A 17,755-nucleotide genomic window follows, 5' to 3' on the forward strand; every position below is an offset into this window, starting at 1 on the left:
GCGCCCCGCCCCGCGCCCCGCACCCCACCCCGCGCCCCGCCGCGCGTACTTCGTGAGCAGAAACGGTCGGGTTCGCGTCACCGACCCGACCATTCCTGCTCACGAAACGCCCCCGTGGACGATGCGGGCGAACGACCCCGCGGACGATGCGAGCGGACGTCGCGGGCGGACGACCCCGTGGACGATGCGGGCGCACGACGCGGGCGGACGACCCGGGCGCACGACCCGGGCGCACGACGCCACGCCCGTCACACCGCCCGGACGACCCCGCGGGACAGGATCGCGTTCGTCAGCGCGTCGATCGGCTCCCGCTGCACCGTCGGATTCGCGATGAGGACGTAGTCGACCGCCGGCAGGTCCGGCAGCGACAACCGCTGCGACACCTTCACGAGGTCCGCCGGGATGAGCGAGTGCGGGAACACCGCCACACCGATCCCGGCCCGGACGGCGGCGAGCACACCGTTGACATCACGCGTGTTGCAGGTGATCCGCCACGTGCGACCCGCGGCCTCGAGCGCGTCGATCGCCATCTGCCGACTGATGCTCGGCGCCTGGTACGCGATGAGCGGCACCGGTTCCCCGGGCTCGAGCGCGATGCCGTCCTGCGCCATCCAGACCATCTGGTCGGTGGCGACGCGGGTCCCCTCGGCGGACTCCCCCGCGGTCTGCTTGATGAACACCAGGTCGAGCTGGCCCGCGTGCACCCGCCGCAGGAGCGGGGACGACTGGTTCACTGTCAGCTCGAGGTTCACCTGCGGGTGCAGCCGCCGGAAGTCCCGCAGGATCCGCGGTAGCTGGGTGATCGCGAGGTCGTCCGCCGCACCGAACCGGAGTCGCCCGCGGGTCGCCGCCCCGGAGAAGTAGGCGTCCGCGGTGGCGTGCGCCGCGAGGATCGTCCGCGCGAACCCGGCCATCGCGTCCCCGTTGTCGGTGAGCGCCACGCCCCGGGTGTCCCGCGCCACGAGGGTGCGGGAGACCGCCGTCTCGAGTCGCCGCACGTGCTGGGACACCGTGGGCTGGCTGATGCCCAGCCGCGCACCGGCCTGGGTGAAGCTCCCGGTCTCGGCGACCGCGAGGAACGTCTGCAGCAGAACCGGATCGAGCACGGCAACCTCATTCGACATCGCAATGGAGTGATAGCCACCATAGGGGTATCGAATGACGCCGCACCACGTAGTTTCGTTGGGGTACCAGTTCCGCAGCCGACGTCCGGAGATCCCCCACCGTGAGCGCGTCACCGACGACCCTCCCCCCGCCCACCGAACCGCTGCCGATCCAGGCGACCCGACCGCCGTGGCGCCACACCCTCATCGCCCTGTCGGTGCCGAACTTCCGACTGTTCACCGCCACCAACCTGGTCGCGATGACCGCCGGGTGGATGCAGCGCATCGCGCAGGACTGGCTCGTGCTGCAACTCACCGGCTCGGTCGCGCAGGTCGGCATCACGGTCGCGTGCCAGTTCGCGCCGATGCTGCTGTTCGGGCTGCTCGGCGGGGTCCTCGTCGACCGGTTCTCGAAGCGCGCGCTGATGATGATCACGCAGGGCTCGTTCGCGGTCCTGTCCGCACTGCTCGCCGTCCTCACGCTGACCGGCGTCGTGCAGGCGTGGCACATCTGGGCGATCGCGTTCCTCGTCGGCATGGTGACCGTCATCGACAACCCGGCCCGGCAGGTGTTCGTCACCGAGATCGTCGGCCACGAGCACCTTCGGAACGCGATCAGCGTCAACTCGTCGGTGTTCCAGCTCGGCGGCATGATCGGCCCGGCGCTCTCCGGCGCGCTGCTCGTGGCCGTCGGCGCGGGGTGGTCGTTCGGGGTCAACGCGATCGCCTGCGTGGCCGTGGTGGTGACGCTCGGGTTCCTGAAGGTCTCGGAGCTCCACCGCACGCCCCCGGCTCCCCGCGGGAAGGGGCAGCTCGTCGAGGGTCTCCGCTACGCCGTCCGGAAACCGACCATCATCGTGCCGGTCATCCTCGTGGCGTTCTTCTCGGTCTTCGCGCTCACCATGCCGGTCCTGCTGTCCGCCTTCGCGTCCGAGGTCTACGACGTCGGCGCCGGTGGCTACGGCGTCTTCAACTCCGCGGTCGCGATCGGTGCCCTGGCCGGCGCGCTGCTCTCGACCCGCCGCGCCACGGTCCGGCTCCGCACGATCGTCGGCGGGGTGTTCTGGACCGGGATCCTGCTCGTGGTCTCCGGCTCGATCCCCGCGATCGCACCGTTCACCGTCGCCCTCGTCGCCGTCGGCATGTCGCAACTGCTCTTCCAGACGGCGTCGAACTCGCTCGTGCAGTTGTCCTCGAACGTCGCGATCCGCGGTCGCGTGATGTCGCTCTACGTCCTCGTGCTGCTCGGCGGACAGGCGATCGGTGGCCCGCTCATGGGGCAGGTGGTGGACCACTTCGGCGCCCACGTCGGGATGGTCGTCGCCGGAGGCGTCCCGGCCGCGGCCGCGGCCGTCGTCGGGCTCGTCCTCGCCCGCCGGGGCGGGCTGCACCTCGCCGTGCGGATGCGGCACCACATGCCGGTGCCGTCGATCGTCGGCCACCGCTGATCCGTCGGACGGGAGGCGCGGGGCGGGCCCGCACCGCGCCGCCCGTCCGCACGTGGTCGCGTCGCGCGCGCGTGCCGCGTTGCCCCGTCGCCGCGGTGTGGCGTCGAACCACGAAACCGACGTGGAACCAGGCGGGCCGCCTGGTTCCATGTCGGTTCCGTGGTTCCGCACCGAGCCCGCTGCCGCCCGCACGCACGTCGCGGTCGGGGCCGCGCCGCTGCGTGCTCCGCCGCGCCGTGGCCCCGCCGCCCCGCCGCCGCCGCACAAGCAACGTCACCCGGAACCGCGCGATGGCGCGGTTCCGGGTGACTTCCGTTGTGCGGAGGGGAAGCGAACCGCCTAGTAGGCGACCCCGAAGCGCGCCTGGTGGTGTGCCGGCGTCACGATCTCGTCGACGAAGGCGATCGCGTAGTCCTCGCCGGAGATGTCCGAGTTGCCGTCGGCGTCGGTGAGCAGGACCTCGTCGGTGGTGCGGTAGGTGCCGCGACGCTCGCCGGGGTTGTAGCCGCCGAAGGCCGCTGCCGGGCTGACGTAGAACCAGTCGACCTCGGTGTCGGATGCGCGAAGTGCCTCGAGGATCGCCGCGTGGCTCTTCGCCTCACCCTTGAACGCGTCCGGGAAGTCAGCGGTGTCGAACAGGGCCGGACCGCCCTCGGCGACGAGCAGCGAACCGGCGCCACCGACGATGCCGAGGCGCGCTCCGGCGGCAGCGGCGGCGTCGACGAACGGCTGGAATCGGTCCTTGAGCTCGCTGCCGTCGGCCTGGACCGCGTGCAGCGACACGACGACGACGTCGGCGCCCTTCGTGACCTCGGCGACGAAGTCGCTGTCGAAGGCGTCGCCCTGCGCGAGGGTCAGGCCCTCGGCCGGCTCGAGCTTGGAGGTGTCGCGGGCGACGGCCGTGACGGCGATGCCGCGGGAGAGGGCCTCGCGGGTGATGGCGGAGCCGGCGTAGCCGGTGCCACCGAAGACGACGATGCTGGTCATGGAGCAGTCCTTTCGTGGATCGTTGACACTCACCGTACAAGCGTTACTCTCTTTGAGTAAGTAGGCACCTCACAGTGCGTAACGGAGGACCCCATGTCAGCGCTCGAGTACAGCCCCTACGCCGCCGAATGCCCCTCGCGACAGCTGCTCGACCTCATCGGCGACCGGTGGAGCGTCCTGACGATCGGCACCCTGGCCGACGGCCCCGCACGGTACTCGGCGATCGCGGCACGCGTGCAGGGCGTCTCGCAGAAGATGCTCACGCAGACCCTGCGGGCACTCGAACGCGACGGACTCGTCACGCGGACCGTCTTCCCCGAGATCCCCCCGCACGTCGAGTACGAGCTGACCGATCGTGGGCGTTCCCTGCGCGAGGTCCTGAAGCCGCTCGAGGACTGGGCGACGTCGCACATGGAGGCCGTCGCGGTCTCGCGCGAGGAGTACGACGCGCGCGTTCGCTGACCGTCCGCGGAATCTCGGCGGCACGTCGGTGGTTGCCTGGGGGCATGCGATCTGTCGTCTACACGAAGCCCGGTGACTCGTCCGTCCTGACCCTCGAGGAGCGGCCGGTGCCGACGCCCGGCCCCGGCGAGGTCCGGGTCCGCGTGGTCGTCTCCGGGGTCAACCCGACCGACTGGAAGGCACGACAGGGCGGCACGTACGGCGACGACCTGCCGTTCCCCGAGATCACGCCGAACCAGGACGGCGCCGGGGTCGTCGATGCGGTCGGTGACGGTGTCGACGGACTGACGGTCGGCGACCACGTCTGGCTGTACATGGCCGCGGCGAGCCGTCCGACCGGCACGGCACAGGAGTACACCGTGGTGCCCGCGGCCCGTGCCGTCCGCCTGCCGGAGGGCATCGGGTTCGACATCGGCGCCTCGCTCGGCGTCCCGGCGATGACCGCGCACCGCGCACTCACCACGCACGAGCACGGCCCGGACCGCCTCGCACCGGGGGCGCTCAACGGGAAGACCGTCCTCGTCGCGGGCGGCGCCGGGGCCGTCGGGCACGCGGCGATCCAGCTCGCGCGGTGGGCCGGTGCGACGGTGGTCACGACGATCAGCTCGGACGCCAAGGCCGCCCTCGCCACCGCGGCCGGCGCGCACCACACGGTGAACTACCGCGACGAGGACGCCTCGGCGCAGATCCGTGCGATCGCCCCGGACGGCGTCGACATCGTCGTCGAGGTGTCGATCCCGCAGAACGCCGCGCTGGTCGCCGAGGTGCTGGCGAACCACGGCGTGGTCTCGATCTACGCGAACAACGGCGGCGACGAGGCGACGCTGCCGATCCGGCCGAACATGAGCATCAACGCCCGGTACCAGTTCCTGCTGCTGTACACGATCGGCGACGAGGCGCTGACGGCGGCGGCCGAGGACGTCACCGCGGCGCTCCGCGACGGGGTGCTGCCGGTCGGCGAGGACCAGGGTCTGCCGCTCGTGCGGTTCGCGCTCGAGGACACGGCGGCGGCGCACGACGCTGTCGAGCAGGACACCGTCGGCAAGGTGCTCATCGACGTCAGCGCTTCGGTGGTCGGCGCCGCGAGGCCGGATCAGCGGGCGAGCGCGGCGGCGAGGCGCGCCTCGAACCGGCGGCGGGCGGCGACCCGCTCGCGCTCGATGTTCGCGGCGATGACCTCGAGGTCTTCGTAGTCGGCGTCGGTCGTGTCGTCGGTCCAGTTCGGGGTGTACACCCGGGACCGACCGAAGGGCTTCGGTTCGGGGGTCACGATGGTCATGTGGGGATCGTACGTCGAGCGTCCGACAAATCGCGTGCGCATCACGGGCCTTTCCTGGGGTTGCGGTCGCGGTCCGGGAACGGGGTCGCGAGCGAGAACGCGATGGCCATGAACGAGGCCATCAGCGCGACGTACTTGGCGTCGAGGTCGGTGAACGCGTCCGGGGCCGGCGAGTCCACGGTGAGCATGCCGAACGAGTACTCCTCGGACCGGATCACGACCGAGACGTACGAGCGGTAGCGCGGCTCGAACCCCGGCAGGTCGTCGTCGGCGTCGACGTCGGCGGCACGGTCACCGACGACCCGCGGTCCGCCGCCGACCAACACCCAGTCGAGGTTGCGGTCGCCGTACGGGGTGCCGGCACGGAACACGCCGGCCGTGTCCTCCGCTCCCCCGTGCCCGATCGGCTCGAGCGCGTGCAGGTCCTCGGAGAGCTGGTAGACGTTCGCCCGGACGTCGGGCACGCCGGGGAGCAGGTAGAAGGCCAGCGCCACCGCGACCCGGTCGGCGAAGGCCGGCAGCTCCTGCCAGCGGTCCCGCCGCCGGACCTCGGCGAAGCGGGCGAGTCGGGAAGCGAGCTGGCCGAACGCGTACCGGACGGCGGTGCCCTGCTCGAGCTCGGTCGACCGCGCCACGGCCGCCGCGGCCGTCACCGAGGCCTCGGCCCGACGGGCACGGACGACCTGCACGACGACCGCGGCCGCCAGCACAACCAGCCCGAACACGACGAGCGAGACCCGCACCCCCGGTGCCGCGACGAGGTTCGGCAGCTGGAAGGCGGCGGTGGGCGCCGTCGCGACGACGATCGGCCAGACCACCGCTCCGGCCCGGCGCCGCCCGCGGCCCGTCGTGTTCCCATCCCCTGTCATGACGACGACGCTAGGACACCCCACCGACGCCGACGGAGTTGTCCACAGGGTGACGTTGTTGTCCCCTGCAACGCGGACTTGACCCCCGAACAGGGGGCGAGCACGATCGGGCCATGAAGCAGCGACAGAACCTGAGGGCCCTCGCCCTCGCCGCCACGGCGGCCATCACCCTCCTCGGCGGCGGCCTCGGCGCGACCGCGGCGAACGCCGCCACCGTCTCGCCGCAGGTCATCGGCGGCGAGCAGGCACCGAGCACCCCGTGGGAGGTGCAGCTCGTCTTCCAGCAGGGCGGCACCGGCACCTACGGGTGCACCGGCGAGCAGCTCAACGCCTCGTGGGTGCTCACCGCAGAGCACTGCGTCGACGGCACCACCGCGATGAACGTCTACCGCTCGAACAGCACGACGAACCGGGGCACCGCGACCGCGGCGGACCGGCTCTACTCCGCGCCGTCCGGCGACATCGCGCTCGTCCACCTGAGCACGCCGAAGACGCTGTCGTCCTACGCGCAGCTCGACCTCGCGTACACCACCAAGAGCTCCGGCACCGGCACGATCCTCGGCTACGGCAACCGCGCGAACAGCGTCCCGACGACGGGGCTCTACCAGGCGGCGGTGAACCTCACGGGGAGCTCGACGGACGCGTACGGCGGCCGGGCGCAGCACGTCACGGGCGTCACCGGCGCCTCGAACCACGGCGACTCCGGCGGCGCGCTCGTCGTGAACGGCAAGGTCGTCGGCGTCTGCTCCACCGGCGACGTGGCCGACCCCGGCGCGAACACCCACGCCGGCTCGAACTACGCCGTCCTCACCCAGTCCGCCAGCTGGATCCGCTCGACCGCGGGCGTCTGACCCAGCGCGCCCACCAGGGGACGGGAGGCGCGGTGCGGGCCCGCACCGCGCCTCCCGTCCACCCGTGCGCACGACCGGTGCCGCGCCCGGTCGGTCTCCACAGGTCGCGTCGCGCGGTCCTCCGCGTCGTCCGCACCTGGTAAGCAGGACGCATGACCGACGTCACCACACCAGCGCCCGGAACCAGAGCACTCGTCCTCGGCGGTGGTGGCGTCGCCGGCATCGCGTGGGAACTCGGGGTGCTCTCGGCCCTGCAGGACGCCGGTGTGGACCTCGACGCGGCGGACCTCGTCGTCGGGTCGAGCGCGGGCAGCGTCGTCGGGACCTTCGTCCGCGCCGGCGCCGTCCAGCAGGCGTACGACCAGCAGCACGCCGCCGTCCCGACGACCTACGAGGAGCCCGTCCCGATCGACGCTGACGACTTCCAGCAGCGGATCGGCGCCGTGCTCGACGGCGCCACCTCCGACCAGGACGCCCGTGCCCGGCTCGGCCGGCTCGCCCAGCGCACGACGACCGGTCAGACCGACGACCAGCGCGCCGCGACCTTCGCCGAGACCCTGCCGTCGACCGAGTGGCCGCCGAAGCCCCTCGCCGTCACCGCGATCGACGCGACCGACGGCACCTTCCGCGTGCTCACCGCGGCGGACGGCGTGCCGGTCGCGCGCGCCGTGGCCGCCAGCTGCTCGGTGCCGCTCGTCTGGTCGCCGGTCACGATCGAGGGGCGCCCCTACGTCGACGGCGGGATGCGATCGGCCACGAACGCGGACGTCGCCGCCGGGTACGAACGCGTCCTCGTCGTCGCCTGCGGTCCCGAGGGGCCGTCGCCGCTCGGGCCGTGGCTCGACGTCGCGGTCGAGGGGCTCCGGGCGGCCGGCAGCTCGGTCGAGGTCGTCATCGCGGACAGCACCTCGCAGCAGGCCTTCGGCACGAACTCCCTCTCGCTGTCCACGCAGGCACCCGCGGCCGACGCCGGGCGCACGCAGGGCACCGCCGTCGCCGAGGGCATCGCCGCGTTCTGGGCGTGAGTTCTCCACAGACCGGCCGGTGACCGCCGCCGCGGCGGGGAGCGCCGCTAGCGTGGGTGCATGACGACGCCGTTCTCGGACCTCGACCAGTACACCGCCCTCCCCCGCGTGGACGGGATCGCCCTGAGTCCGGACGGCTCGCGGGTCGCCCTGACCGTCAGCGTCTTCGATGCCGACGGCACGGGGTACCGGCGGTCGGTCTGGGCGGTCTCCGCGGCGGTGACCGACGGGTCGGCCGCTCCGGTCCGGCTGACGCGCTCAGCCAAGGGTGAGGGCGGGGTGTCGTTCACCCGCACCGGCGACCTGCTGTTCGTGTCCGGACGCCCCGACGGCGACGGTGACGAGGACAGCGACGCCCCGCAGCTCTGGGTCCTGCCGGCCGGTGGTGGCGAGGCGCGACCGGTCACGAAGCTCGCGGGCGGGATCGGTGGGGTCCTCGGCACCGCGTCGCAGGCGGACACCGTCGCCGTGACCGCGGGGCTCCTGCCGGGTGCCGGCACGGACCGCACGGGTGTCGTCGCCGCCGATGCCGCGCTCCGTGGGCGGCGGAAGGACCGGAAGGTGCGGGCGATCCTGCACGAGACGTACCCGGTGCGCTTCTGGGACCACGACCTCGGCCCCGACGAGACGCACGTCCTCACGCTCGACCTCGCCACCCTGACCGAGGCGTCGACCACCCGCGACGTGTCGACGAACACGACCGAGGACGGCACGGAAGCCGACACCGATACCGCTGCCGATGCCTACCCGGCGCACCTCCCGGCGCTCTCCGACGTCACGCCCGCCCCGGGCCGCTCGCTCGAGCACGTCGCCGGAGCCGTCACCCCGGACGGTTCGACCGTCGTCGCCACGGTCGGTGTGCAGGAAGCGCGCGGCTCGCGCTCGACGATCGTCGCGTTCGACGTCGCGTCGGGCAACCGGACCGTCCTGCTCGACGACGTCGACGTCGACCACGAGATGCCGACGATCAGCCACGACGGTCGGACCCTCGCGTGGGTCCGGACCGAGCGGTTCACGCCCCGGGGTGCGACCGAGCAGGCGATCTGGGTCGCCCGGCTCGACGGATCCGCGCTCTCGGACGCACGGCGCATCGCGACCGAGTGGGACCGGTGGCCGAGCGAACTCGTGTTCGCGCACGACGACGGTGCGCTCCTGGCGACGGCGGACCACGACGGCCGCGCGCCGGTGTTCCGGCTCCCCCTCGACGGCGGCGCCGTCGAACAGCTGACCCACGACGACTGGGCGTACTCGAGCCTGCGCGTGGCGGCGGCGAGCGGCACGGTCGTGGCGCTCCGTGCCTCCTGGGCCGCGCCCCTGCACCCCGTGCGGATCGACGCGGACGGCACGGTGACGCCCCTCGCGACCCCGGCGCCGCTGCCCGAGGTCCCCGGCCACCTCGAAGAGGTCGAGACGACCGCTGCCGACGGCGCCCGGGTCCGCGGCTGGCTGCTGCTGCCGAACGACGAACCCGATGCCGCCGGGCACCCGCTCCTGCTCTGGATCCACGGCGGTCCGCTCAACTCGTGGAACCAGTGGTCCTGGCGGTGGAACCCGCAGCTCGCGGCGGCGCAGGGGTACGCCGTGCTGCTGCCGGACCCGGCGCTGTCGACCGGGTACGGGCTCGACTTCATCAACCGCGGGTGGAACGCGTGGGGGCAGGCGCCCTACACCGACCTCATGGCGATCACCGACGCGGTCGTCGCCCGTGACGACGTCGACGAGACCCGCACCGCCGCGATGGGCGGGTCGTTCGGCGGCTACATGGCGAACTGGGTCGCCGGCCACACCGACCGCTTCCGGGCGATCGTCACGCACGCGAGCCTGTGGTCGCTCGACCAGTTCAACGGCACCACGGACATGTCCCAGTACTGGCAGTCGATCTTCGACGAGACCGGTCTGCACGAGAACGACCCGCACCGCTTCGTCGCAGACATCACGTCACCGATGCTCGTCATCCACGGCGACAAGGACTACCGGGTGCCGATCGGCGAGGGGCTGCGGCTCTGGTCCGAGCTCGCCGAGCACCACGCGGCGGAGGACGGCACGATGCCGCACCGGTTCCTGTACTTCCCGGACGAGAACCACTGGGTGCTCAAGCCGCAGCACGCCGTGGTCTGGTACGAGACGGTCTTCGCGTTCCTCGAGCAGCACGTGCTCGGCGGCGAGTGGCGGCGCCCGGAGTTGCTCGGGTAGCGGGGCCGGGGCGGGCGCGGGGCGGTGTCAGTGGAGGGCGCCGACCCGGAACGACATCGTCGATGTCGTACGACGTCGGCACCGTCGCACCCGCGCGCCCGCAACAGTTGCACGCGCAACGAACGACACGCTCGTCGTCGTACGACATGGGTCGTGTCGTTCGACAACCGCACCCGAACCGCCGCCAGCACAGGACCGACGCCGGCATCGGCACCGGCGTCAGACGAACGCGGCCTGCCCCGTGATCGCCCGCCCGACGATGAGCGTGTTCACCTCGCGCGTGCCCTCGTAGGAGTAGATCGCCTCGGCGTCCGCGAAGAACCGGGCGACGCCCTTGTCGAGCACGATCCCGTTGCCGCCCTGCACCTCGCGGCACCAGCCCACGGTCTCGCGCATCTTCGACGTCGCGAACGCCTTGGCCATCGCCGAGTGCTCGTCGCCCCCGGTGCCCGCGTCCTGCATGGCCGACGCCTGCGTGCAGAGCGCGATCGAGGCGGTGATGTTCGCGAGCGACTTCACGAGCAGGTCCTGCACCATCTGGTGCGCAGCGATCGGCTTGCCGAACTGGATCCGGGTGCGGGCGTACTCGAGTGCGGCGTCGTAGGCACCGACCGCGATGCCGATCGCCTGCCACGCCACCTCGGTCCTGGTGAGGCGGAGCACCTCGGCGGTCGTGCGGAACGACTCGGCGCGCTGCAGCCGACGCGACTCGGGCACCCGCACCCCGGTCATGACGATGTCGGCGTTCTGCACGCCCCGGAGCGCGATCTTGTCCTCGATCTTCGTCGCGGTGAAGCCGGGGGTGTCCGTCGTGACGAGGAACCCCTTCACCTGGTCGTCGGCGACGTCCTTGGCCCAGACCACGACGACGTCCGCGAAGGTCGCGTTGCCGATCCACCGCTTCTCGCCGTCGAGCACCCACGTGTCGCCCTCACGCCGCGCCGTCGTGCGGAGGCCGCGGGCAGAGTCGCTGCCGGACAGCGGCTCGGTCAGCCCGAACGCCCCGACGATCTCGCCGGCGGCCATGCGCGGCAGCCACTCCTGCTGCTGCTCGTCGCTGCCGGCGACCGCGATCGAGTTCATCGCGAGGCCGGACTGCACCCCGATGAACGTCGCGACACTGGCGTCGACGCGCCCGAGCTCGAGCGCCGCCCACCCGCGGTACACCGCGGAGTTCTCGAACTGCCGGACAAGCGGGATGCCGGGGCCGTACATGCCGAGCTCCGACAGCGGCCGGATGACCTGCATCGGGAACTCGGCGCGCGCCCAGTACTCGTCCGCGATCGGGCGCACCTCGGACTCGAGGTAGCTGCGGAGTCGCCCGAGTGACTCGCGCTCCTGCTCGGTCAGTCCCTCTTGGAAGCGGTAGAAGTCGGACTCGAGCAGCGCGGTGGTGGGCGTCAGCGTTGACATGAGGTCCACGATGCATCATTCTCGGAAACGTTGCAAGGGAGGATCACCTGTACACATCGGATTCTGCGCTGCGCGCGTTCCGGGAGGCCCGACACACCTTCATCGCCGGCTCACGCATCGACATGGGCGCGTTGGCCACTTCGCTCGGCGTGGACCGCACGTCGCTGTTCCGGTGGGTCGGCAACCGTGACCGGTTGCTGTCCGAGATCCTGTGGTCGCTCGCCGTCCCGACCTTCGACGCGGCTGCCGCCGCGGCCGCCCCGTCCGGCGCGGCGCGCATCGTCGACGTGCTCGACCGCTTCACGGCGGACCTCATCGAGGCGACCTACTTCCGGTCGTTCCTGACCCGCGAACCCGCGCGGGCGCTCCGCCTGCTCACCACGACCGAGAGCGACGTGCAGAGCCGGTTCGTCCGCCGGGTCAGCAGCCTCGTCGAGGAGCAGCACGCGGCTGGGACCTTCGACCCGAGCCCGCTCTCCTCCGAGGAACTGGCCCGACTGCTCGTGCGCATCTCGGAGTCGTTCACCTACGCCGACCTCATCTCCGGGGAGACCCCCGACCCGGAGCGTGCACGCGCCACGTTCGAGTACGTCCTCCGTCCCACCATGACGTCCCTTCTCGCGACAGGAGCCCGATGACCATCGACGACTACCCCTTCGTCCGGACGTACCCGACGCGGTGGAACGACAACGACATGTTCGGCCACGTGAACAACACGATCTACTACAGCGCGATGGACAACGCGGCCACGTACTGGTTCCGCGAGGCGGCCGGTCTCGACCCGTTCACGTCGGAGTGGATCGCCGTCGTCGTGTCGTCCAGCTGCCGGTTCGTCGAGTCCGCGGTGTGGCCCGACGTCATCGAGATCGGCATGCGCTCGAAGCACCTTGGCCGGACGAGCCTGTCGTGGGAGTTCGGCCTCTTCCGGCAGTCGGACGGGACACTGCTCGCGACCGGCGAGTTCGTGCACGTCGTCATCGACCGCGAGGGCGACCGTCGACCGGTCCCCCTGCCGGAGTCCCTCCGCGAACTCGTCGCCGCCACGATGAGCGCCCCGGCGTCGGTCGCCGCCGACTGACCGCGTGCGCCGGCCCGGCAGCGGGCGCCGTCAGGGGCGGTAGTCCTCGCGGCGAGGGTTGTTGAGCCGAACCGCGAGGTCATCACCCGCAGGGTCGTGGCCGTTCCACGTCCCGACGACCTTCGCGATCGTCCGCAGCACGAAGCCGATCCCCCGGCCGATGACCCGCACGATGCGCATGCGTCGAGGATAGCTCGTCTCAGCCCTTGAGCGCCGCGAGTTCGAGGTTGATGTCGTCGGGGTCCTGCACCGACAGGATGACCATGCCTGCGTCGCCGAGGTCGGTCACCTCGCCGTGCTCGACACCGGCGGCATCGAGTCGAGCGGCCGCCTCGTGCAGTTCGTCCACGGAGCCGACCACGAAGCTCACGTGGTCGAGGCCGACGGTCTCCGAGTTGAAGCGCTGGCCTGCCGGCGCCACCGGCCGGAGTCCGAACACCTGGTCGCCGAGCCGGAAGACGCTGCCGCCGTAGAAGCGCTCCCGGTCCTCGCGGACGCCGGGCTCGTCGACCTGGTCACTGAAGTCGATCGCGGGCTCCGTCCCGAGCAGCTGCTGGTAGAAGGCCTTGCTCCGGTGGATGTCGGTCACGGTGACGCGGACGTGTGCGAGTGCGGTGGGTCGTGCGAACGGTTCGGTCACGGCAGGTACTCCTCAGGACGTGGCCGGAAGGGTCCGGCACCACACCGACGCAACGCGCCCCACCTGACCGGACGCCCCGACCATGCGGCGACCGGACAGCCGTAGGGTCGACCCGTGGGCTCATGGTTCTGGATCTCGATCTTCCTCATGGCGTACGGCGTCGTGCTGCTCGTGTTCCCGAAGCAGTTCGCCCGCTGGGGCCGGAAGCTGGAACAGATGCAGGGCGACCACTGGGCGGCCTCGATCCTCACGCCGGGCTTCATCAGGGTGATCGGCTGCCTCTTCATCGTCGGTCCCGGCCTGACCCTGATCGAGCTACTCCTGCACCGGGGACCGTGACCGCCTGACGCCGCCAGGCGCGGATCGTCCCCGCACAACCAAAGCGCTCCCGAACCACGAGTTCGCGTGGTTCGGGAGCGCTTTGGTTGTGCGCCGCAGTCGACGTGCCGCCGGGCAGACGGCGCGCTGCGCCTGCGGGGCACGCCGGACACCGTGCCTCGCGCTCGATCAGGTCGTCCGTCAGGTCGTTCGGCGATCCGAAGCGGTCAGGTCGCGCCCCCGAGCACGATCGCGGCGACGATCCAGCCGAGCATCAGCGCCACGACGGCCAGCAGCAGAGGCGATCGAGGCGATCGACCCGAACGCCTGGCCGTCGCGAAGGTCCAGATCGCGACGGCGACCAGTGCGCCGAGAAGGATTGCCCAGGTCGCCCACCAGATGCCGCCGTAGGCCAGCGCGAGCGCGAGCCATCCACCCTGCGATGGGAGGACCAGCGCAGCGCCGACACGGTCTGCGACGGAGACTCGTTGCCCCGTCTGTCCGATCGAACTCGCCCCTCGCGCCACGCACCCAACCCACTGAGTGGAGTCGACTGGAGGCGTCGGCGGGCGCCGGGCTAGATCAGGTCGTCCGTCAGGTGGTTCGGCGTACCGAACCGGTGCGCCGTGATCGACACCGCCTGCTCGCGCACGAACGGCAGGATCTCGAGGCGCCCGGCCTCGGTCACCGGCTCCCCGTAGACCGCGACGTCCGGCCGTCCGCCGATCGCCGTGTACAGCGCGGACGTGTCGCCACCGATGAGCCGCACGCGCCCGGACGGACCACTCGCCACCGCCGAGGCGAACGCCGCATCGGAGTGCGACTGCGTCAGCGATCGAACGTTCGGCAGCGCCTTGACCGCGGCGGCGACGACCGGCGGCAGCGTCGAGATCGTCGAGACGTCGATCGTGGTGCCGGCTCGAACCGACGCGGCGACGACGCGGACGAGGTCCGTCACCGCGTCCTCCGCAGCGGAGGCCAGGCGCACCCGTACCGCCGGGTACGGCAGGTACCGGGCGATGTTCCGCTCGGCGGTCAGCGCCGACACGTCGGTCGCCGTGCCGAACAGGGACGACCAGGCCTGCTGGTCGGACGACACGGCCCGGTCGAGCGACGGCGACGCAACACCCGAGGCGCCGACGAACGCGGCGACCGGTGCCGACGGGGACGAGCCGGACGTGGCTTCGGCGGGCGCCCACGAGCCGAGCCCGAGCAGGTAGTTCAGGCCACCGGCCTTGGTCCCGGCACCCACCGCCGACTTCTTCCACCCGCCGAAGGGCTGGCGGCGGACGATCGCGCCCGTGATGCCGCGGTTGACGTAGAGGTTGCCCGCCTCGATGCGCGCGAGCCAGGTCCCGATCTCGGCCTGGTCGAGCGAGTGCAGGCCGGAGGTCAGGCCGTAGTCGACCTCGTTGACGATGTCGATCGCCTCGTCGAGGGTCTTCGCCGTCATGATGCCGAGGATCGGGCCGAAGTACTCGGTGCGGTGGAACGCCGAGCCGCGGCGGACGCCGTCGCGGACACCGGGGCTCCAGAGCCTGCCGGAGTCGTCGAGCTTCGCGGGCCGGACGGCCCAGGACTCCCCCGCGCCGAGCGTCGTGAGGCCGTCCAGCAGCTTGCCGGCAGCGGGCTCGATGACCGGGCCCATCTGGGTCGTCGGGTCGGTCGGGTAGCCCACGGTGAGCGACGACACGGCGTCGATGAGCTGCGAGCGGAAGCGCCGCGAGGTGGCGACGGACCCGACGAGCACGACGAGCGACGCTGCCGAGCACTTCTGGCCCGCGTGCCCGAACGCCGACGCCACGACGTCCTTCACCGCGAGGTCGAGGTCGGCCGACGGCGTCACGATGATCGCGTTCTTGCCGGAGGTCTCGGCGAGCAGCGGCAGGTCGGGCCGGAACGAGCGGAAGAGCTCGGCGGTCTCGTACGCGCCCGTGAGGATCACCCGGTCGACGAGCGGCGAGGCGACGAGCTGCTGCCCGAGGTCGTTCTCCGACACCTGGACGAACGCGAGGACGTCGGCCGGGGCACCGTGGGCGTCGAGCGCGGTCTCGATGATCGAGGCGAGCACGGCACCGGAGCGCTCGGCGGGCGGCGCGGGCTTCAGCACCACGGCGGACCCGGCGGCGAGTGCGGCGAGGGTGGACCCGGCGGGGATCGCGACCGGGAAGTTCCACGGCGGCGCGACGAGCGTCAGTGCGGCCGGGGTGAAGGACGCGCCGTCGACGTCGTCGAGCTGTGCGGCGAGCTCGCCGTAGAAGTGCGCGAAGTCGATCGCCTCGGACACCTCGGGGTCGGCCTGGTCGATGGTCTTGCCGGTCTCGGACGCCATCACCTCGACGAGGGCGGCGCGGTTCGCTTCGAGCGCGTCGCCGACGGCGTGCAGCACGGCGGCCCGGGCGCCACCCGACCACGTTCCCCAGGTGGCGCCGGCGGCGCGGACGCGACCGAGGACGGACTCGAGCTGCACGGCGGAGTCGAGCCGCGCCTCCTGGACGGCCGCGGTGCCGAGGGTCGACGACGCGACCCGGGCGGTGATGGCGTCACCCCACGACCGGACCGACGCGACCGACGGGTCGCTGTCCGGGGTGTTCTCGAAGTGGCCGACGCGCGGGCGCTCGACGGCGGCGTAGCGGTCGGCCACACGGTGGGAGGCCGGAGCGGCGAGGCCCTCGGGCGTGGCGAGCGGCTCGAGGGAGGCCCGGAAGCGCTCTTCCTCGCGGGCGAACAGCGCGGGCGAGGAAACGAGGGAGAACACCGCGGACATGAAGTTCTCCTGCGACGCCCCTTCCTCGAGGCGGCGGATCAGGTAGGCGATGGCGACGTCGAACTCCTGCGGGTGGACGACCGGCGTGTAGAGCAGGAGCGAGCCGACGGTCTTCTTCACCGCGGCGGCCTGCCCCTGCGCCATGCCGAGGAGCATCTCGAACTCGATGCCGTCCCGCACCCCGCGCTCACCGGCGAGCAGCCAGGCGTGCGCGACGTCGAACAGGTTGTGCCCGGCGACGCCGACCCGGACGTTCTCGATGCGCGCGGGGGTCAGCGCCCAGTCGAGCACACGCTTGTAGTTGGTGTCGGAGTCCTGCTTGGTGTGCCAGGTCGCGAGGGGCCAGCCGTGCACGGATGCCTCGACCTGCTCCATCGGCAGGTTCGCACCCTTGACGAGGCGGACCTTGATGCCGGCGCCGCCACGTGCACGTCGTGCGGCGGACCACTCCTGCAGCTGTTCCATCGCGGCGAGCGCGTCGGGCAGGTACGCCTGCAGGACGATGCCGGCCTCGAGCGAGGTGAACTCGGGCTCGTCGAGGAGCTTCGTGAAGACCGCGATCGTGAGGTCGAGGTCCTTGTACTCCTCCATGTCGAGGTTGATGAACTTCTGCGGCGACGCTGCGGCAGCACGGCGGAAGAGCGGGCGGAGCTTGGCGATGATGTCCTCGACAGCGTGGTCGAACGCCCACGGCGAGTGCGGGTGCACGGTGGACGAGACCTTGATCGACACGTAGTCGACGTCGTCGCGGGCCAGGAGCTTGTGCGTGCCCTCGAGGCGCCGGGCGGCCTCGCCCTCGCCGAGGACGGCCTCGCCGAGCAGGTTCACGTTCAGGCGGACCCCGTTGCCCTTGATCCCCGCGATGGCCGGCCCGAGCTTGGCGTCGGTCGCGTCGACGATGAGGTGGCCGACCATGGTGCGCAGGACCCGTCGGGCGATCGGGACGACGACCCCCGGGAGGACCGGGGCCATGCCGCCGCCGAGCCGGACGAGTCCGCGGAGCGCCGCGGGGAGGAAGCCGGGGGCACCGGGGGCGATCGCGCGGAGCTTCCGGGCGGCGACGCCGAGGTCTTCGGGGCGGACGACGCCGTCGACGAACCCCACGGCGAAGTCGAGGCCGGCGGGGTCGGCGAGCACGCCTGCGAGCTGCTTCGCCGAGCCGTCGACCGGGTGGGTCTCGGCTTCGGCGAGCCACTGTCGCACGAGCGCCACGGACTGGTCCGCGAGGGCGTCGTGATCGGTGGCCGGGTGCTCGTGCAGGGTCGTCATGGGTTCAGTGTGGAGCGCTCGACCCATCAGCGGAAGCAACGGTTGGTGATGGA

General features: G+C 71.9%; 17 protein-coding genes. 9 read left to right on the plus strand and 8 right to left on the minus strand.

The window, feature by feature from the left end:
• Positions 1 to 248 precede the first annotated feature (248 nt).
• The gene (locus ACNQOV_RS14525) at positions 249 to 1,106 is read right to left on the minus strand and encodes a LysR substrate-binding domain-containing protein (protein WP_402261992.1); all 858 of its coding nucleotides are present in this window, start codon (positions 1,104 to 1,106) and stop codon (positions 249 to 251) included.
• A gap of 119 nt (positions 1,107 to 1,225) precedes the next feature.
• Between ACNQOV_RS14525 and ACNQOV_RS14530 the strand changes: the two genes are divergently transcribed.
• Positions 1,226 to 2,551, plus strand: coding sequence for an MFS transporter (locus tag ACNQOV_RS14530; RefSeq protein ID WP_022907750.1), 1,326 nt, complete (start codon positions 1,226 to 1,228; stop codon positions 2,549 to 2,551).
• Positions 2,552 to 2,890: 339 nt separating this feature from the next.
• Here the strand turns inward: ACNQOV_RS14530 and ACNQOV_RS14535 are convergent, their stop codons facing one another.
• Complete coding sequence (locus ACNQOV_RS14535) at positions 2,891 to 3,538, minus strand: NAD(P)-dependent oxidoreductase (protein WP_416395359.1); 648 nt, start codon at positions 3,536 to 3,538, stop codon at positions 2,891 to 2,893.
• Between the two features lie 93 nt (positions 3,539 to 3,631).
• On the opposite strand from ACNQOV_RS14535, the gene ACNQOV_RS14540 reads away from it, so the two are divergent.
• Complete coding sequence (locus ACNQOV_RS14540) at positions 3,632 to 4,000, plus strand: winged helix-turn-helix transcriptional regulator (RefSeq protein WP_416395361.1); 369 nt, start codon at positions 3,632 to 3,634, stop codon at positions 3,998 to 4,000.
• Between the two features lie 44 nt (positions 4,001 to 4,044).
• Positions 4,045 to 5,193, plus strand: coding sequence for an NADPH:quinone reductase (locus tag ACNQOV_RS14545; protein ID WP_416395363.1), 1,149 nt, complete (start codon positions 4,045 to 4,047; stop codon positions 5,191 to 5,193).
• 127 nt (positions 5,194 to 5,320) lie between these two features.
• Here ACNQOV_RS14545 and ACNQOV_RS14550 read toward each other — a convergent pair whose 3' ends face one another.
• Positions 5,321 to 6,148, minus strand: a complete 828-nt coding sequence (locus ACNQOV_RS14550) for a GAF domain-containing protein (RefSeq protein ID WP_416395365.1) — start codon at positions 6,146 to 6,148, stop codon at positions 5,321 to 5,323.
• A gap of 113 nt (positions 6,149 to 6,261) precedes the next feature.
• Here ACNQOV_RS14550 and ACNQOV_RS14555 point away from each other — a divergent pair, with 113 nt between their 5' ends.
• The 3 genes from ACNQOV_RS14555 to ACNQOV_RS14565 all read left to right on the plus strand — a co-directional run bounded on the left by ACNQOV_RS14555 (position 6,262) and on the right by ACNQOV_RS14565 (position 10,217).
• Positions 6,262 to 6,999, plus strand: a complete 738-nt coding sequence (locus tag ACNQOV_RS14555) for a S1 family peptidase (RefSeq protein ID WP_416395367.1) — start codon at positions 6,262 to 6,264, stop codon at positions 6,997 to 6,999.
• Positions 7,000 to 7,151: 152 nt separating this feature from the next.
• Positions 7,152 to 8,024 (plus strand): patatin-like phospholipase family protein, encoded by an 873-nt coding sequence (locus ACNQOV_RS14560; RefSeq protein ID WP_416395369.1) that lies wholly within the window; start codon positions 7,152 to 7,154, stop codon positions 8,022 to 8,024.
• A gap of 60 nt (positions 8,025 to 8,084) precedes the next feature.
• Positions 8,085 to 10,217: a S9 family peptidase gene (locus ACNQOV_RS14565; RefSeq protein WP_416395371.1), complete on the plus strand. Its 2,133-nt coding sequence runs from the start codon at positions 8,085 to 8,087 to the stop codon at positions 10,215 to 10,217.
• A gap of 219 nt (positions 10,218 to 10,436) precedes the next feature.
• Here ACNQOV_RS14565 and ACNQOV_RS14570 read toward each other — a convergent pair whose 3' ends face one another.
• The gene (locus ACNQOV_RS14570) at positions 10,437 to 11,630 is read right to left on the minus strand and encodes an acyl-CoA dehydrogenase family protein (protein ID WP_416395373.1); all 1,194 of its coding nucleotides are present in this window, start codon (positions 11,628 to 11,630) and stop codon (positions 10,437 to 10,439) included.
• 122 nt (positions 11,631 to 11,752) lie between these two features.
• Here ACNQOV_RS14570 and ACNQOV_RS14575 point away from each other — a divergent pair, with 122 nt between their 5' ends.
• Complete coding sequence (locus tag ACNQOV_RS14575; RefSeq protein ID WP_416395375.1) at positions 11,753 to 12,268, plus strand: QsdR family transcriptional regulator; 516 nt, start codon at positions 11,753 to 11,755, stop codon at positions 12,266 to 12,268.
• Positions 12,265 to 12,708: an acyl-CoA thioesterase gene (locus tag ACNQOV_RS14580; RefSeq protein ID WP_416395377.1), complete on the plus strand. Its 444-nt coding sequence runs from the start codon at positions 12,265 to 12,267 to the stop codon at positions 12,706 to 12,708. Before ACNQOV_RS14575 ends, ACNQOV_RS14580 begins: the two co-directional genes overlap by 4 nt.
• Positions 12,709 to 12,738: 30 nt before the next feature.
• Here ACNQOV_RS14580 and ACNQOV_RS14585 read toward each other — a convergent pair whose 3' ends face one another.
• Complete coding sequence (locus tag ACNQOV_RS14585) at positions 12,739 to 12,888, minus strand: hypothetical protein (protein ID WP_416395379.1); 150 nt, start codon at positions 12,886 to 12,888, stop codon at positions 12,739 to 12,741.
• A 19-nt stretch (positions 12,889 to 12,907) separates the two neighbouring features.
• Positions 12,908 to 13,348, minus strand: a complete 441-nt coding sequence (locus ACNQOV_RS14590; protein WP_416395381.1) for a VOC family protein — start codon at positions 13,346 to 13,348, stop codon at positions 12,908 to 12,910.
• Positions 13,349 to 13,462: 114 nt separating this feature from the next.
• On the opposite strand from ACNQOV_RS14590, the gene ACNQOV_RS14595 reads away from it, so the two are divergent.
• Positions 13,463 to 13,687, plus strand: coding sequence for a hypothetical protein (locus ACNQOV_RS14595; protein ID WP_022908120.1), 225 nt, complete (start codon positions 13,463 to 13,465; stop codon positions 13,685 to 13,687).
• 206 nt (positions 13,688 to 13,893) lie between these two features.
• Here ACNQOV_RS14595 and ACNQOV_RS14600 read toward each other — a convergent pair whose 3' ends face one another.
• Both ACNQOV_RS14600 and ACNQOV_RS14605 read right to left on the minus strand, forming a co-directional pair.
• Positions 13,894 to 14,193: a hypothetical protein gene (locus ACNQOV_RS14600; RefSeq protein WP_031263068.1), complete on the minus strand. Its 300-nt coding sequence runs from the start codon at positions 14,191 to 14,193 to the stop codon at positions 13,894 to 13,896.
• A 50-nt stretch (positions 14,194 to 14,243) separates the two neighbouring features.
• Positions 14,244 to 17,702 (minus strand): proline dehydrogenase family protein, encoded by a 3,459-nt coding sequence (locus tag ACNQOV_RS14605; protein WP_416395383.1) that lies wholly within the window; start codon positions 17,700 to 17,702, stop codon positions 14,244 to 14,246.
• Between the last annotated feature and the right edge of the window lie 53 nt (positions 17,703 to 17,755).

This window comes from Curtobacterium sp. LFS084 (genome assembly GCF_047977705.1).
GTDB lineage: Bacteria > Actinomycetota > Actinomycetes > Actinomycetales > Microbacteriaceae > Curtobacterium.

What these genes read in the sequence shown, in the direction of transcription:
- ACNQOV_RS14535 (WP_416395359.1), bottom strand. Translation starts at nt 3,538, where the DNA reads ATGACCAGCATCGTCGTCTTCGGTGGCACCGGCTACGCCGGCTCCGCC.
- ACNQOV_RS14540 (WP_416395361.1), top strand. Translation starts at nt 3,632, where the DNA reads ATGTCAGCGCTCGAGTACAGCCCCTACGCCGCCGAATGCCCCTCGCGA.
- ACNQOV_RS14545 (WP_416395363.1), top strand. Translation starts at nt 4,045, where the DNA reads ATGCGATCTGTCGTCTACACGAAGCCCGGTGACTCGTCCGTCCTGACC.
- ACNQOV_RS14550 (WP_416395365.1), bottom strand. Translation starts at nt 6,148, where the DNA reads ATGACAGGGGATGGGAACACGACGGGCCGCGGGCGGCGCCGGGCCGGA.
- ACNQOV_RS14555 (WP_416395367.1), top strand. Translation starts at nt 6,262, where the DNA reads ATGAAGCAGCGACAGAACCTGAGGGCCCTCGCCCTCGCCGCCACGGCG.
- ACNQOV_RS14560 (WP_416395369.1), top strand. Translation starts at nt 7,152, where the DNA reads ATGACCGACGTCACCACACCAGCGCCCGGAACCAGAGCACTCGTCCTC.
- ACNQOV_RS14565 (WP_416395371.1), top strand. Translation starts at nt 8,085, where the DNA reads ATGACGACGCCGTTCTCGGACCTCGACCAGTACACCGCCCTCCCCCGC.
- ACNQOV_RS14570 (WP_416395373.1), bottom strand. Translation starts at nt 11,630, where the DNA reads ATGTCAACGCTGACGCCCACCACCGCGCTGCTCGAGTCCGACTTCTAC.
- ACNQOV_RS14575 (WP_416395375.1), top strand. Translation starts at nt 11,753, where the DNA reads ATGGGCGCGTTGGCCACTTCGCTCGGCGTGGACCGCACGTCGCTGTTC.
- ACNQOV_RS14580 (WP_416395377.1), top strand. Translation starts at nt 12,265, where the DNA reads ATGACCATCGACGACTACCCCTTCGTCCGGACGTACCCGACGCGGTGG.
- ACNQOV_RS14585 (WP_416395379.1), bottom strand. Translation starts at nt 12,888, where the DNA reads ATGCGCATCGTGCGGGTCATCGGCCGGGGGATCGGCTTCGTGCTGCGG.
- ACNQOV_RS14605 (WP_416395383.1), bottom strand. Translation starts at nt 17,702, where the DNA reads ATGACGACCCTGCACGAGCACCCGGCCACCGATCACGACGCCCTCGCG.